At 31.0% G+C, this 14,722-nt stretch carries 17 protein-coding genes and 1 pseudogene; 13 read left to right on the forward strand and 5 right to left on the reverse strand.

Features of this window, described 5'->3' with window-relative positions; all coding sequences use genetic code 11:
• Positions 1–508 precede the first annotated feature (508 nt).
• The 5 genes from LNP19_RS13340 (at position 509) to LNP19_RS13360 (ending at position 3,939) form a co-directional block, all read left to right on the forward strand.
• Positions 509–706, forward strand: coding sequence for a hypothetical protein (locus LNP19_RS13340; RefSeq protein ID WP_230062393.1), 198 nt, complete (start codon positions 509–511; stop codon positions 704–706).
• Positions 707–976: 270 nt separating this feature from the next.
• Entirely contained in the window at positions 977–2,167 is a 1,191-nt protein-coding gene (locus LNP19_RS13345) for a hypothetical protein (protein ID WP_230062394.1), read from the forward strand.
• Between the two features lie 244 nt (positions 2,168–2,411).
• Entirely contained in the window at positions 2,412–2,552 is a 141-nt protein-coding gene (locus LNP19_RS13350) for a hypothetical protein (RefSeq protein ID WP_230062395.1), read from the forward strand.
• A 38-nt stretch (positions 2,553–2,590) separates the two neighbouring features.
• On the forward strand, positions 2,591–3,157 hold the full coding sequence (locus LNP19_RS13355) for a hypothetical protein (protein WP_230062396.1): 567 nt from the start codon (positions 2,591–2,593) through the stop codon (positions 3,155–3,157).
• A 98-nt stretch (positions 3,158–3,255) separates the two neighbouring features.
• Positions 3,256–3,939, forward strand: a complete 684-nt coding sequence (locus tag LNP19_RS13360) for a hypothetical protein (protein WP_230062397.1) — start codon at positions 3,256–3,258, stop codon at positions 3,937–3,939.
• Between the two features lie 498 nt (positions 3,940–4,437).
• Here LNP19_RS13360 and LNP19_RS13365 read toward each other — a convergent pair whose 3' ends face one another.
• Positions 4,438–4,641, reverse strand: a complete 204-nt coding sequence (locus LNP19_RS13365; protein ID WP_072944544.1) for a hypothetical protein — start codon at positions 4,639–4,641, stop codon at positions 4,438–4,440.
• Between the two features lie 364 nt (positions 4,642–5,005).
• Between LNP19_RS13365 and LNP19_RS13370 the strand changes: the two genes are divergently transcribed.
• Entirely contained in the window at positions 5,006–6,928 is a 1,923-nt protein-coding gene (locus tag LNP19_RS13370; protein WP_230062398.1) for a helix-turn-helix domain-containing protein, read from the forward strand.
• Between the two features lie 345 nt (positions 6,929–7,273).
• Here LNP19_RS13370 and LNP19_RS13375 read toward each other — a convergent pair whose 3' ends face one another.
• Both LNP19_RS13375 and LNP19_RS13380 read right to left on the reverse strand, forming a co-directional pair.
• Positions 7,274–8,143 carry a leucine-rich repeat domain-containing protein gene (locus LNP19_RS13375; protein WP_230062399.1) on the reverse strand — a complete coding sequence of 290 codons (870 nt, stop codon included), beginning with the start codon at positions 8,141–8,143 and terminating at the stop codon, positions 7,274–7,276.
• Positions 8,144–8,425: 282 nt separating this feature from the next.
• Entirely contained in the window at positions 8,426–8,854 is a 429-nt protein-coding gene (locus tag LNP19_RS13380; RefSeq protein WP_230062400.1) for a hypothetical protein, read from the reverse strand.
• A gap of 146 nt (positions 8,855–9,000) precedes the next feature.
• Between LNP19_RS13380 and LNP19_RS13385 the strand changes: the two genes are divergently transcribed.
• The 5 genes from LNP19_RS13385 (at position 9,001) to LNP19_RS13405 (ending at position 11,417) form a co-directional block, all read left to right on the forward strand.
• The gene (locus LNP19_RS13385; RefSeq protein ID WP_230062401.1) at positions 9,001–9,606 is read left to right on the forward strand and encodes a hypothetical protein; all 606 of its coding nucleotides are present in this window, start codon (positions 9,001–9,003) and stop codon (positions 9,604–9,606) included.
• A gap of 19 nt (positions 9,607–9,625) precedes the next feature.
• Positions 9,626–9,964 carry a toxin-antitoxin system YwqK family antitoxin gene (locus tag LNP19_RS13390; RefSeq protein ID WP_230062402.1) on the forward strand — a complete coding sequence of 113 codons (339 nt, stop codon included), beginning with the start codon at positions 9,626–9,628 and terminating at the stop codon, positions 9,962–9,964.
• A gap of 181 nt (positions 9,965–10,145) precedes the next feature.
• On the forward strand, positions 10,146–10,316 hold the full coding sequence (locus LNP19_RS13395; RefSeq protein WP_230062403.1) for a type 1 glutamine amidotransferase family protein: 171 nt from the start codon (positions 10,146–10,148) through the stop codon (positions 10,314–10,316).
• Positions 10,317–10,484: 168 nt separating this feature from the next.
• A complete protein-coding gene (locus tag LNP19_RS13400) occupies positions 10,485–10,832 on the forward strand; it encodes a hypothetical protein (RefSeq protein ID WP_230062404.1) in 348 nt (115 codons plus the stop codon).
• Positions 10,833–10,886: 54 nt separating this feature from the next.
• A complete protein-coding gene (locus tag LNP19_RS13405; RefSeq protein WP_230062405.1) occupies positions 10,887–11,417 on the forward strand; it encodes a hypothetical protein in 531 nt (176 codons plus the stop codon).
• A gap of 676 nt (positions 11,418–12,093) precedes the next feature.
• Here LNP19_RS13405 and LNP19_RS13415 read toward each other — a convergent pair.
• Both LNP19_RS13415 and LNP19_RS13420 read right to left on the reverse strand, forming a co-directional pair.
• The gene (locus LNP19_RS13415) at positions 12,094–12,960 is read right to left on the reverse strand and encodes a leucine-rich repeat domain-containing protein (protein ID WP_230062406.1); all 867 of its coding nucleotides are present in this window, start codon (positions 12,958–12,960) and stop codon (positions 12,094–12,096) included.
• Positions 12,961–13,130: 170 nt separating this feature from the next.
• A pseudogene (locus tag LNP19_RS13420) lies at positions 13,131–13,442 on the reverse strand (transposase); the annotation flags it as partial.
• A 309-nt stretch (positions 13,443–13,751) separates the two neighbouring features.
• Between LNP19_RS13420 and LNP19_RS13425 the strand changes: the two are divergent.
• Together LNP19_RS13425 and LNP19_RS13430 are read left to right on the forward strand one after the other, a co-directional pair.
• Positions 13,752–14,087, forward strand: coding sequence for a toxin-antitoxin system YwqK family antitoxin (locus LNP19_RS13425; protein WP_230062407.1), 336 nt, complete (start codon positions 13,752–13,754; stop codon positions 14,085–14,087).
• Entirely contained in the window at positions 14,087–14,584 is a 498-nt protein-coding gene (locus tag LNP19_RS13430) for an endonuclease V (RefSeq protein WP_230062408.1), read from the forward strand. The genes LNP19_RS13425 and LNP19_RS13430 overlap by 1 nt, the downstream gene beginning before the upstream one ends.
• The last annotated feature ends 138 nt before the right edge of the window (positions 14,585–14,722 follow it).

A 14,722-nucleotide genomic window follows, 5' to 3' on the forward strand; every position in this document is an offset into this window, starting at 1 on the left:
TGGCTTTCATTTACTGGTCAGTCAAAAAAGCAATAATACAACTAGGAGTAAATAAACCTTTAAAGAAAACCGGAGGTGTATTAGACCAATAAAATGCCAGACCTCTTTTAGTAAAAACAACAGCTCAGCCTGGTGATGTTTTTATTATAGACTTAAAAAATGGAACCGGACAGGCCCGAATAGTCGATAAAGTCGTAGGAACAATCCTTTTTACTATCGAAGGAAACACGAATAACAATGGTAGACGCGAGGACTACAAGGTCGCAAAAAGAAAAAGAGATATAAAAAGTATAAGATGCTATTTAATACTCTAATAATAAACACCAATAATCAACAATATACAGCATGATCAAAAAACTAAACCGCATTTTTTTTTGTTTATTTTAGTCTTACTTATAGTTGCATGTAGTAGCCCGAAACCCATTCTGGCCAAAGAACAAGTAAAAACCATTAGTATCAAAGAAACCGTACATGATACTGTTTTTAAAATTCAAGAAGACAGCAGTTCATGTCAGGCGTTATTAGAATGCCAAAAAACGGAAAAGTAGTTTTTAAGAATGTTACTCAAGTCAAACCAGGGCGTACATTAAAAAGCCCAAAGGTTCGTCTTGATAACAATAAACTAACTGTAGACTGTGAACTAAAAGAGCAGGAACTCCAAGGCCGATGGAAATCAAAGCAAAGCAAAGCAAAGAGACCCAAGTAAAAACAATCAACACCACAAAATTCATCAACCATTTGACTTTTTGGCAAAAGGTCCAGATTTCGGCTGGCAAGGATTTATTTCTAGTATTTTATTATGGTTTAAGATTTATTAGAAAATCATATCATTTATTTTAACAAGTGGATCATTATTTAAATTGGTCAGATTTTTGATTATTATTTTTAAATTAGCTTTAATTAGTTTCTACACAAAATTAGAAAGCTTTTTAAAACAGAATTCATCTCAGATCAATTTAACAGTACCACACCTACTATGAAACAGTTATTTACCCTTGTTTTTTCATTCCTATCATTATGTATCTGTGCTCAGCAAAAAAATACTCACGAAATAAAAATTTATCTTGAAGATGCCGAAACAGGAAAAAACATCGATGATGCTAAAGTAACTCTTGAAGGTTTCGAAATTCCCGCTATTACTGGTCAGTACGACAAGAAAGGTAAGTATTATTATTTTGATAAAATACCTCCTGGGTATAATACTATAATGTCTTACCATAAAAAGTATAATGAAAAGGGGTTTCAAAATTTAGAAGGATTACCGCGAGAATTGAAGTTGAGGCTTTATGATCCCAATTATGTTTCTTACAGCTTTGAGAAACCTAAATTAAAAAACTTTGGTAAGGATTATTCTAAGGAAGACAGCTATTTAAGAACATTTCAAAACAGAATTGCAAAAGGTAAGGAAATAGAAAATATAAATTTTAAATATCTCTACAACGAAGACCCCTTTCACATAGCAATTATTACAAAATATAGCTACAAAGACTTTTTTTCTAGTGACAGTATTAAAAATTTATTAAACGAATTATCCCTCGAATACACTAAATACAAATCTGGGACAGAAAAAAGATATACATTAAATATGTATCAATTTAGTGGAGGGAGGTTTTTTAAAAATCAATACACAGAAATTGAAATTCAGCAATACGGAAGCCAACCACCTTATGGTTTTAACTGCTACAATGTCTTTTTTTTTCATAAGAAAGATACGACCAAATTCGATAGATTTAACAGTAAAGAAATTAAGGAATTAAGGAAATTTAATTTGACAGTAGCCGCTATATCAAACAGAGTCATTGAATATTACGCTAATTCAAATTTCAGAAACGAATCGTTCGAAGAATTGTATAATCATAATATTTATACTAGTATTTATCAATACAGCATTGGCAATTATGATTTTGGTAAGCTATCAATTCCAGAAAAAATATTCTTCAAAAATTCTAAAAAAGAATCCGAAATGTATTTCGGTGATAAAAAATACAAAAAGGTGGAAACACTTAACGGTGATTCTTCAATTGAGGCTTTGTTTTTTATAATTCCAAAAAACCAAAACTCAAGGATTGGCTTAGGTGCAATAGATGCTGATATAAATGAAACAAACTTCCAAGATCGATTCTATTTCTTTAATACTGTACCAAATGATTTAAAAATTATAAAATAATATACAAACGAAGATAAAAATACGATTATGAGAGATTGGCATCATAAAATAATTAAATTAGATAAGGCACTGACTGGAAAAAACGATTAAACTGACCACCCAATTCCAATTTTAATTGCCCCATAAAAAACATTAAAAAAATCGATTTCAAACACAAATCAGTTTATTAAAAATCAACAAATTATCATTTATATTCACGAACAGCACCTAATAACATTCAGTTGTCATTTCAAATTGGAATGAGGTGGTCAACACCATTGGAATTTACAATCTGACAAAGGCTACTGATACTATTATGAGTTATACTTCAAGTAGAAAAACAACTTGGAAATGGCAATGGAAAATAATGCATAACAATATTAAAGATTATGTTTATGAAGACTAAAATACTCATTATTGTTTCTGCATTCTTAATTGGGTGCAATGGGCAAAGAAAATAAAATTAAGCAGATAAAAAAAATGACTGTTATGAAGAAAATTGATAACAACTACCTGAAGAAAATTAAGGAAATTGATACCGAAAATGAAAAAATACAATTCATTAAAAATGATACCTTTATCGAATTGAAAGATCAAGGTGAAACATATTTTGAAAGTAAAAGAAAAAGCTCCGAATCAATTTCTAATTTTATTATTTATGACAAAAAAAATAATTTAATGATTAAATCAGGCACTTATTTTTATAATTCGCCAATTGGCATATATAGAAAATATAATGAAAAAGGAGAAATCCTTGAAGAAATAAATAAAGATGAGGGCTTTTCTTTTTCTGTTTACGATTTGATAGAAAAAATTAAACTTACCCATAACGTAAATTTAAATGATGGCAAATTAGACAGATCAGTCCATCGAGGTGTAGATAATAAAAGCGGTAAACTTATTCATGAAATAAATTATGACATAAATGTAAATAAGGGAGATTTTAAATACATTAAAATCGACGCAAAAACAGGTGAAATCTTATCTGAAAGAAAACAACAATTGCTGTAGTTTCTTAGATAAAAGCTTTCGATGATTTTTAAGATCTCTTCTCCTTTTTTATTAAATTCTGAAAATATCGGAAATAACATTAAAAAATATACTTATTTATGAAATTACGCCTAAAAAACATATTAATATCCATGATTTTTATTTTTTCTGTCATGAGTTGTAATAGTCAAAAAGATGAAAAGAATGTTGAAAAGATGAAAATTAAAAATTCCAATAAGGAGATCAATAGTATCAATAAAGGAAGCGATAGTTCAGATAAAAAAAATAAAATCACGAAAAAACTTGATAGAATAAAATTAGCAAAATTTAAAAAGGAAAATCAATATAAATATACAGAGAACGATTCTGTCTTTAAATTAGAAGACCAAGGTAAAATCTATAGAGAGATTAAAAATAAAATAGGAGAGAAATTAGCAACAGTTAATGTTTATGATAAAGATAAACTGGTATTAATTGGTGAAGGAAGTTTTATGTTTAATTGTCCTGTAGGAATACATAAAGATTATGATTTAGAAGGAAATATTATTCAAGAGAAAAATTTTGACAAAGATTTTCCTTTCACATTTATAAATTTAAAACAAAAACTATTGAATGATTTTAACATTAATATAGACAATCCCAAACTTGATTTAAGAATTGATAGAAGTTCAACCCCTTCAGAAAATAAATCTAAATATGAAATACTTCTTTATAATGAACTTAGATCACAATATAAGTATATAGTAATTGATGGAATGAATGGTCATACAATCAAAGATTTAAATGTGCATGCACTAGATTAAAAAAACAGCAGTGCGAAAAGTGCTGGGTTGATTCCATAACTATCTAATAGTTTAATATTTTCTTAATCTACAATTACTGATACTATTATGAGTTATACTTCAAGTAGAAAAACAACTTGGAAATGGCAATGGGAAATAATGCACGATCACCTCAAAAATTATATCAATGAAAAATAAAGCTATACTGATCATGTTTTGCAGCTCTTTGATAGGATGCAACATATATAAAAAATGAAATCAAATGGAAAAAACGATTAAACTGACCACCCAATTCCAATTTTAATTGCCCCATAAAAAACGTTAAAAATCCATCTCAAACACAAATCAGTTTGTTAAAAATCAACAAATTATCATTTATTTTCACGAACAGCACCTAATAGCATTCAGTTGTCATTTCAAATTGGAATGAGGTGGTCAACGCCATTGGATTTTACATCGACAGAACTCAACCGTCTAAAAGAAGTGGAAAACAAACAAGATTAGAAAGAATGAAACCAATTAGCCCACAATCAGTGGCTGTACTTGTTCTAATTTTAAACCCGTGTATGAGCAAAACTCTTCAATACTTATGAATTGATGTTCTTCTTTATTCAGCTGTTTTTTTATCTCAATCAGAAGTAATCGTGCATAACGATAGCTTTTACCTGTCACTCTCTGAACGTCTTTTGGGTAGATACACACTCTCTTTTGTTCTATTTTCATATATGTAAAATTTATTTGTTGGCGGTCATATATGGTATGCTTCGCCAGTTCGTCCCGATAACTATCGGGACTCGGGTCGCCTTTTTATTTATTGGTGTTTATCTCACAATATTTTATTTTCATCGGTGTTCGATGATTATTCAATTGCTTACGCAAACTTGTTGTTAATGGCGATTTCATCTGTCTCTATTTTATGTTTTTTATCGGTCATATCTGCTTGCTTAGCTCTTCTCCCCGATTACCATCGGGACTCGGGTCGTTTTTTGCTTAGGTGTGTTGTTTTTTACAAAAATTAAAATGGTTTCCTGAAGTTTTAGTATCGCAGGATACCAACAGTTTTTGCTTTTGAAATCGGAGTAAATCTATGTACTCTAAAATCCTTTTGCAACAGTATTATAGTGGGTTTTCAGGATTTCAACTATGGATTTTCACGAAATCCGCAGTAGCTTTCCTGTTAATAAATTGTTATTTATCAATAGATTATCTTATTTTTGAAGTTGGTTTAGCTGAAAGTATTCAGTACGTAGCTCTTGCAATAACAGGATTGTTTCCAGACAAAGAACAATCCCCGAATTTAATTGATGCGCCTATGAAACAGCTTTTTAAATTAGTGCTACTGGTCCCCTTTTGGCTACAGTCGCAAAATGCCTCGTTCCAAATTCCGGATTCGATCCAGCACAAAGATTTTCGTTATTTGGAAGACCGGATTTATCAGTTTAGAAATGACAGTACCAGAGCTGCCCTCTACTTGTTTAGCTATGTCAAAAAAGCGAAACGGGGTAAAAACTGGCGTGAACTTCAAAATGGCTATCAAAGCCTATTGCACCAGTCTCCCCCAGCCCTGCGTTTAGTCTATGCCGACAGTATGGTTTATGCAGCAAAGAAGACAAGTGACGATGCCGCTATAGGGGCTGCTTTCCTGACTAAAGGAATCGTTTTTTATGCCCAGAAAAAATACAAAGAGGCATTAGACGACTATCTGATTGCGAACGAGTACATCGCCAGAACAAACGATTACTACCTCATCTATAAAGTAAAATACAACATGGCGCTGCTAAAAAGCTATTCGGGGTTTTACGAAGAAGCCATTTCTTTGTTGCGAGAATGCGTCAGTTATTATAAAAAGAAGCATGACAGAGCCTACCTTAATTCCTTGCATTCGTTGGGACTTTCCTATAATAAGGTGGGTAATTACGGGCTGTGCTCCCAAACCAATGCCGAAGGAATCAGAGAAAGCGAAAAGCGAGCCGTTCCGGAAATGACTAGCTATTTTAAACATTCGGAAGGAGTCAATCAGTATTTCCTGAAAAATTACCAGCAGTCGATTGATTATCTGAAAAATACAGTCGCTGTCTTAGAAAATAACGACGATTTTGCCAATGAGGCAGTAGGGAACTTTTACATTGGCAAAAGTTATTGGGCTCTTAAAAAGCATGAAACGGCCATCCCTTATTTTACTAAGGTGGATCAGATTCTGAACAGCAGGCAATTTACTCGAAGGGACTTATTAGAAAGCTATCAACTATTGATTAATTACTATAAAACAAAAGACAATGCCAAGCTACATTTGTATTATATAGATCAGCTCTTCAAAGCAGATCGTTTACTGCATGAAACCAATCTCTATCTCGTCTCTAAAGTAAACAAGGAGTATGATAATAAAACCCACATCATTGAAAAACAAAAATTAGAACACTTAATCGATAAAGGAAAATACAATGATATCATCTTCATTGCTATTGTAACCCTATTATTCATGATTCTGCTTTTCTTGGGCTACCGGGATTTTAAAAACAAAAGTATGTATCAAAAGAAATTCGAAGCTCTTATGGATAAAAACGGTAAAGCTCAAAAAGAAACCACTAAAATACCACATAGTGGTATTGCCGACATTAATCCCACAGTAGCAGCTGAACTAATCAAACAACTCGAAAAATGGGAAAAGGACAAGAAATTCCTGGATCAGGACATTAGTCTGGTGAAACTGGCTGCCAGTTTTAACTCTAATACGAAATACCTCTCTCTGATTGTGTACCATTACCGTCATAAAAAATTTGTGACTTATGTCAACGATCTGAAAATAGATTATCTGATTCAGGCTCTCGAGGAAAATAAGCAGTTACGACAGTATAATCAGAAAGCGTTGGCCGAAGAAATAGGCTTTAGCTCTATCCAGCGTTTTGCCCACGCTTTTCAGGCAAGAACTGAAATGCCTGCCTCCTATTTTATGGCACAACTCCGAAAAGAAGAGACGACAAGCGGCTTGCAAACAAAAACCGCTTTGTAATCTTCTTCTATAGCACAATATTACTTTTCTTGATTGATTTTGTTTGAGAGTATAAATACCATGGTTGCCAGCCTGGGATTGATAGGGTCGAATTTTATTTCGTGCAGCAGCGTGGTAGATTGTGAAATTTATAATTTCTACTCATAATTATTAGTTTTTACCAAATTTTGCACTTTAATCACGAACCACACGAAAGGATTAGCTTCGCTGAATTTCATTACGTGCGGTAGCGGGGGAAGAAAGTTCAGATTCATTGAAAGCTCTTAAAAAAGAAATGGATCAACTCCAAACAGACAGTAATAGTTATAAATATTTAAAAAACAGCATCTAATAAATATATTCAAATTATGGACAGGTAAAGGGAGGTATTGTTTGATAATAAGAGCCCAGCAAATGACCTCCTCTATCTTTAAAAACCTTTATACTGAAATGACAACATTTGATGGAATCATCTATACAAAGGAAGACCAAACTCTTGTTTTTGCTTACATCAAGACAAGAAAGATTATTATTATAGCAATAAAGACCTGTCAAACTCTTATTTTTACTTATATCTAGGCAAGTGAGTTGATTACGATAGCACTCAAGTATTGTCAAATTCTTGTTCTTGCTTACATCAAGGGCAGTAAGTTGGTTTTGGCTACAATGAATTCTTCTCAAAACATTATTTTTTCCTAAATTAAGGGAGATGATTTGATTTTCATCACAATTAAGCCATTTAAGATTCATGTTTATACTTACATCAAGCAAGGTGAGTTGATTTTTGTAGCATTCAAGTCTTGTCAATTTCGTGTTCTTTTTTAAATTAAGAGTAGTGAGTTGGTTGTAGCCACAATTAAGGCTTGTCAAATTTATGTTTTTGCTCACATCTAGAGTAGCGAGTTTATTGTCTCGGCAATCAAGTTCCTTCAAAGAAGTAAAATATTCTATGCCAGACAGAGAACCAATGCTTTTATTTATAATACTCATCCTTTTATCAAAAGAAACAACAGAAGGATGATTTGAAATGAATTTATTATCAGGAGTAAAAGCATCTGGTACTATCGTTTTTAAATATGCTTCAAAGTTGGCATCCGGGATTTCACTATAAACAGGAGAAACATTCTTTTCTTTGAAACAACTATAGCTTATTTGACTTACTGTTAATACAGTGAAAAGTAGTACGAACCGTGTCATAATTCTGTTTTTTTTATTTGAGAATGTATTTGTTTTCATTAGCTATGAAGGTTATATTTTGTTGATTTAATAAAATTTAGAATATTTTATAACTAGGATTATTCCTTCTGTAAGTTTATGACTTAAATTATTTTCTACCAAAAATATTTTTAAAAGAAAACGAACGAGTCTAGAGGTAAAAGATTTTACTCAGCTATTTGAAGTTTTTTTGTAAAAACGAACGTTCCCTCTATAAACCATTCCAAAAAACCATTTTAATATTATGCCCAGTCCGGAGCTTAGCCCGCTACCGCACGAATCCTTTCGTGTGGTTCATTATCGTTAAACATCATACATTCTAAAAACTACTACATCGTCAATTAATCCTTTTTGCCCCGAATAATCTATGGCACTACTATATACATAATCTTCTGCTTTATAAACTAGACCTTCTTCTACAGCATTATTATGTACATAATCTATCTTTTGTTGAATAAGCTTATTACTCCATAGCTCAATTGGTTTGTTATCGTGTCTCCAAAACTGATAATGCTTTACATTGGAACTCTTTTCTACTTCTTTTTTAAAAAAATCCAACAAGAACTCTTTTCTACTTTGCTTCGCCAGTTCGCCTTTCAGGCTCGGGTCTCTTGGATTTTCTTGAATGCTTTTTACAATTGATTGACTAGTAAACCTTTTTAAATCACCAATCAATAATTCCGGTTTTTGATCATTTATACTCCTAAAAACCAGATGTACGTGATTACTCATGCTTTGGAAATCAATCTGATGAGTGGTTAGATTTTCTTGCTACAAATCATCAATCAATAAATCGTTGGGAGAAATTAGATGGAGCAGCGAAACTGTTTGCTAAAAATAAACCGGATGTTTGGTTATTTAGATTTGATAGATTATATGTGAATTTTAAAAAATGGAATCGCTTGTCTGATGCTGAGATATTATCAAAATTTGGTCAAGAAGGTTTAGATTTAGTACACGAAGTAGAAGCTTTTGCTTTAAATCATATTAGTTTAGCAACAAGTAAAGCACAACTTGCGGATAGAGATATTATAATTTCAGGAATGTGGGATATAAATACTGGTAAAAAATCAGATTATTTCCATAATTTTAGTAAACAGGAATGTCAAAGAGTAGGCGGAGACTATGAACTATATTTAGAAAATATGTTTCCTAACTTAAAAAAACGGGTTGATGATGTCAAAGCTTTTAGAAAAGAGAATTATAATTTAGAAGATGTTAGGTTTCGTAAAAATCCAGGTGAATTTCCAGGTGCTCATGCAGAAGTAAGAGCATTAGATAATTTAGCAAAAAAACGTTTTAAGTATGAATTTGAAAATAATATACCTATTACTGATGAAGTATTTGATGCATGGCTTAAAAATGATGTATTAGGTTATAATCGAAATATTGAATTGGGGGTAGGTCAGATAAAAGTTGGTATGCATACATGTGCAGACTGTTTTCATATTTTAGATTTAGTTACCTTTATCAAACCTTTATAACATAAAAAAAATAATTATTATGACACGAATAGATATTAATGATCCTAATTTAACTATAGATGATATGCCTACAAATTGGGGAGGTGCAGTCTGGTTATATAATGAAGAGCCCTTTACAGGTATTCGATATGAATATTTTCCAGGTACTATTCAGTTATCTTCAGAGGCTGAATTTATGGATGGTATTCAGCATGGTCGTCAAGCGGAATATTGGACTAATGGGCAAATAAAAATAGAGTTTTTTGAAAATTATGGTGGAAAATTTTATGGTTCTTTTAAAGAATGGAATGATCAAGGTGTTTTAATAACGTATCAAGAGCATGATAATTTTGGAAATCTCATCAAAAAAATTATTTAATTAAAAAACGATTTGGGAATGAAATAGTTGATGAAAGTATTTTTAACGATTGGTTAGAAAACTCTATATATAGGATATAATAGAAATATACAAGTTAAGCTAAATACTACAAAAGTAATTATGCCAAGATGTGCAGATTGTTTTTAAATAACAGATTTATTAACCTTTATAAAATAAAAAAATGAATGTAAATTTTGATGATATTGAAATTAATAACTTTGATGCTGGAGGTGGAGCGGAATATTATTATAATAATGAACCCTTCACAGGAACCATTGTTGAATTTAATAATGATAATGTATTGATAGGAGAAATATGTTTCCAAGATATTGAACAAAGGAAGAGTTATTAGAAAATGTTTCTTTGGCATATTCCTCAAAAATATATACAGGACCAGGAATCAATATTTGGGTAGTATGAGCGATGGAAAAAAGCTCATTCTAGTATAGATAATGAGAATACTGCTACTGAAAAAATAAGGACTATTTGGCCAAAACGTTAATAATAAAATAAATAGAATATGAATATATTATCAGATTACAAAATACAATTGATTAACAAAACTAATTTTGGTAAGCAAATTTTTACAATTAATGATTATTTGACAGGGTGCCTTAATGATTTTTATTATCTAGAAAAAGCAAATGATTTGGTTAATCATGTAAATGAAGTGATTAATACAAGTGGATTAGAAATAGAATTTCCAACACAAAGTCTGTATCTTATCATCATAAAAAATACAAATGTTAATATTTATCGAGACATAGAAGCATGGGATATAAATAATAATATTGCTCCCGATTTCGTTTTGCCTACTGCGGATTTTAAAGTTATAGTAGAGGCATGGAGAGATTATTTACAAGGATAATTGTTCTGGTTCTCTCCAACTAAGAAAGATAGTAAGAATTAATATAGTATGATAATGAAAAACGAAAAAATTATAGAAGTAATTGTTGACAAGATAAATGCTGGTTATGAGGATTATGACATTGAAAAATTCTTAAAACACAAGGAAATAGATCCGAATGAATTTAATACTTTAATCGAATTGGCTAAAAATAAAATTTTAGAACATCAGTTAAAAACATATCCAAAGCAAAATAAAAGAACTTTCATTATTTGGCTGTCTTTGTTTGTAGTGTTTCTTATTTTTTTCTGTATAATTCTGCCATCATTAAATATTGCTAATGGAATAATGCTGCTTTCAATACTTGGAGCAATAGCAATTAGTTTTTCAGGATTTAAATCTATATTATATTATAAAAGTTGGAAAAAGGACTTTATTGAAAGAGTTGGAAAACCTAAATTAGATTTACAAAACTTTTTTTTAGTAGCTAGTTTGCCAAGCATTTTGTTTTATTTCATAATTTCTTGGAGCTTTATAAGTGGTCCTGGTTATAATCTCTATAAACTAGATATGACTATCAAAGCAATAAAATCTTTAATTCCCTGAATACTTACATATAAATATACTAATGCTATTTTATAAAACAAAGATGTGACGAAAAGGATTTTATTTTCCTCCGACCACCCCCCCCGCTACCGCACGAATCCTTTCGTGTGGTTCATTATCGTTAAACATCATACATTCTAAAAACTACTACATCGTCAATTAATCCTTTTTGCCCCGAATAATCTATGGCACTACTATATACATAATCTTCAGCTTTATAAACTAAACCTTCTTCTACAGGATTATTATGTACTTAATCTATCTTTTGTTGAATAAGCTTATTGCTCCAAAGCTCAATTGTACACCAAGCATGAATTTCTAAACCTTTGCTTTTTTGACAAAAAATTAAACTCTCTAAAAACAAATCTTTATACTCATTTCTCGTAAATACATCCAACCAAGCTACCACTGCACTTGAGCGAAGCGGATGCACGAATACCTATAAAAAACAATAAATATGTCATGAGTAAAACTAATAAAATACAATCCCTCTGGATTTTGAAATTTATAATTTCTACTCATAATTATTAGTTTTTAGTTTTTACACAAATTTTGCACTTTAATCACGAACCACACGAAAGGATTAACTTCGCTGAATTTCATTTCGTGCGGTAGCGGGGGGAAGTCATTATGCATTTGCGTAGCGTAGAGACGAACACTTCGTGGGGTTATAAAATTATGGACAGGTAAATGGTGGTATTCGTGCAAATCCGGTGAGTAAATCACCTCTTCTGTCACAAAAAGCTTTTATACTAGGATGGCAACATTTAATAGCTTCATCTATAGCAAGGATTACTAAACTGTTGTTATTACTTACGTCTAGACAGGTGAGTTTGTTATAATAACAATAAAGCATTGTTAAACTCTTGTTTTTACTTATATCAAGAGTAATGAGTTTGTTCTTGTAGCATTCAAGCCGTGTCAAATTCGTGTTATTACTGATATCAAGATTGGTGAGTTGGTTATTGTAGCAGAAAATGGTTCTCAAAACATTATTTTCTCCTAAATTAATAGTAATAAGTTGATTCATAACGCAATTAAGCCAAGTCAGATTCGTATTTTTACTTATATCAAGTGTAGTGAGTTGGTTATCGGAGCAACCAAGTTTTGTTAAATTCACGTTTCTACTTATATCAAGTGTAGTGAGCTGGTTGGAGCCACAGAAAAGCACGGTCAAAGCTCTGTTTTTGCTTAGATCAATGGAGGTGAGTTTGTTTTCTGGACAATCAAGTCGTGTCAGAGAAGTGAAATATTCTATTCCAGACAAAGAAGTAATATTTTTTCCAGTAACACTAATCCTTTCGTTATAAGAAACAACAGAAGGATGATTTGAAATGAATTTATTATCAGGAGTAAAAGCATTTGGTACTATCGTTTTTAAATATGCTTTAAAGTTGGCATCTGGGATTTCACTATAAACAGGAGAAACATTCTTTTCTTTGAAACAACTATAGCTTATTTGACTTACTGTTAATGCAGTAAAAAGTAGTACGAACCGTGTTATAATTCTGTTTTTTTTATTTGAGAATGTATTTGTTTTCATTAGTTATGAAGGTTATATTTTGTTGATTTAATAAAATTTAGAATATTTTATAAATAGGATTATTCCTTCTGTAAGTTTATGACTTAAATTATTTTCTACCAAAAAATATTTTTAAATATTTTCAAAAGCCCCCCGCTACCGCAAGAATCCTTTCGTGTGGTTCATTATCGTTAAACATCATACATTCTAAAAACTACTACATCGTCAATTAATCCTTTTTGTCCCGAATAATCTATGGCACTACTATATACATAATCTTCTGCTTTATAAACTAAACCTTCTTCTACAGGATTATTATGTACATAATCTATCTTTTGTTGAATAAGCTTATTGCTCCATAGCTCAATTGTACACCAAGCATGAATTTCTAGACCTTTGCTTTTTTGACAAAAAATTAAACTCTCTAAAAAAAAATATTTATACTCATTCCTTGTAAATACATCCAACCAAGCTACCACTGCACTTGAGCGAAGCGGATGCACGAATACCTATAAAAAACAATAAATATGTCATGAGTAAAACTAATAAAATACAATCCCTCTGGATTGTGAAATTTATAATTTCTACTCATAATTATTAGTTTTTACCAAATTTTGCACTTTAATCACGAACCACACGAAAGGATTAGCTTCGCTGAATTTCATTTCGTGCGGTAGCGGGGATATAAACGAAATATACAGAAAGGTCTTGGACAAGAAGATGTAGTAATGTGTAGATGTGCTCATTGCTATCATATTTTAGATTTGCTTACCTTTATCGAACCTTTACATTAATATAATAAATTTAGAATTATGATGAGAATAGACACAAATGACGTTAATATTACATTAAGAGATACTCCAACAAACTGGGGCTCAGGAGTTTGTCTATACAGTGGTGATCTTTTTACAGGAATTATGTATGAATATTTTCCAACCACTAATCAATTATGTTCAGAAGTTGAATTAAAAGAAGGTATTCTTGATGGTCGTCAGGTAGAATATTGGCCTAATGGAAAATTAAAAATAGAGTATTTTGAAAAATATGATACAATTTATGGTGCTTTCAAAAAATGGGATGAACAAGGGATTTTAATTAGCCATGTGGAGTATGATAATAATGGAAATCTTATCAAAAAAATTATTTAATGCTATTAGCGATAGATGTCTATTACAAAGAAAATGAAGCTAAAGTTGTAGCTGTTGTGTTTAATAGCGAAGATGAAACTCCACAAAGTATAGTTATTGATCAAATAACAGGTATTGAGGATTATGTGTCTGGTGAGTTTTATAAAAGAGAGTTACCATGCATTGATAGTATTCTTCAAAAAGTTAATTTAAACGATATTGAAGCAGTAATTATCGATGGACACATCTATGTTGATGATGATGGTACTTTTGGCTTAGGAGGTTATACATGGGAAAGTCTAAATAAAAAGATACCTGTTATTGGTGTGGCCAAAAACTCGTTTTTCAGAAATAAAAATACAGTAAAAAAAGTCTTTAGAGGCGAAAGTAAAAAGCCACTCTATGTATCATCAATTGGTATCGATTTAGATAGTGCCACTAATCTAATAAAAAATATGAAAGGCGACTATAGAATTCCCACCATTTTGAAAGAACTCGACAGAATTACAAAAGAGTAACAACAATTATAAATTCAAGGCTCAAAAACTCTAATTTTGAGCCAATTATGAATAAAAGCTTTGCTCTATATTTAGCGAAGCTATTCGGTAACAATCCCCCCACAAAACATATACGTTTTATACGCTATTAGGGCAATA

The organism is Flavobacterium acetivorans (assembly GCF_020911885.1).
In the GTDB taxonomy this organism is placed as follows: domain Bacteria; phylum Bacteroidota; class Bacteroidia; order Flavobacteriales; family Flavobacteriaceae; genus Flavobacterium; species Flavobacterium acetivorans.

Excerpts from the sequence above, each read along its gene's own strand:
- LNP19_RS13405 (WP_230062405.1), top strand. The coding sequence starts at position 10,887 with ATGAAAAACGAAAAAATTATAGAAGTAATTGTTGACAAGATAAATGCT.
- LNP19_RS13360 (WP_230062397.1), top strand. The coding sequence starts at position 3,256 with ATGAAATTACGCCTAAAAAACATATTAATATCCATGATTTTTATTTTT.
- LNP19_RS13415 (WP_230062406.1), bottom strand. The coding sequence starts at position 12,960 with ATGAAAACAAATACATTCTCAAATAAAAAAAACAGAATTATAACACGG.
- LNP19_RS13390 (WP_230062402.1), top strand. The coding sequence starts at position 9,626 with ATGACACGAATAGATATTAATGATCCTAATTTAACTATAGATGATATG.
- LNP19_RS13365 (WP_072944544.1), bottom strand. The coding sequence starts at position 4,641 with ATGAAAATAGAACAAAAGAGAGTGTGTATCTACCCAAAAGACGTTCAG.
- LNP19_RS13380 (WP_230062400.1), bottom strand. The coding sequence starts at position 8,854 with ATGAGTAATCACGTACATCTGGTTTTTAGGAGTATAAATGATCAAAAA.
- LNP19_RS13340 (WP_230062393.1), top strand. The coding sequence starts at position 509 with ATGTCAGGCGTTATTAGAATGCCAAAAAACGGAAAAGTAGTTTTTAAG.
- LNP19_RS13425 (WP_230062407.1), top strand. The coding sequence starts at position 13,752 with ATGATGAGAATAGACACAAATGACGTTAATATTACATTAAGAGATACT.
- LNP19_RS13355 (WP_230062396.1), top strand. The coding sequence starts at position 2,591 with ATGGGCAAAGAAAATAAAATTAAGCAGATAAAAAAAATGACTGTTATG.
- LNP19_RS13375 (WP_230062399.1), bottom strand. The coding sequence starts at position 8,143 with ATGAAAACAAATACATTCTCAAATAAAAAAAACAGAATTATGACACGG.
- LNP19_RS13430 (WP_230062408.1), top strand. The coding sequence starts at position 14,087 with ATGCTATTAGCGATAGATGTCTATTACAAAGAAAATGAAGCTAAAGTT.
- LNP19_RS13395 (WP_230062403.1), top strand. The coding sequence starts at position 10,146 with ATGAATGTAAATTTTGATGATATTGAAATTAATAACTTTGATGCTGGA.
- LNP19_RS13370 (WP_230062398.1), top strand. The coding sequence starts at position 5,006 with ATGTACTCTAAAATCCTTTTGCAACAGTATTATAGTGGGTTTTCAGGA.
- LNP19_RS13345 (WP_230062394.1), top strand. The coding sequence starts at position 977 with ATGAAACAGTTATTTACCCTTGTTTTTTCATTCCTATCATTATGTATC.
- LNP19_RS13400 (WP_230062404.1), top strand. The coding sequence starts at position 10,485 with ATGAATATATTATCAGATTACAAAATACAATTGATTAACAAAACTAAT.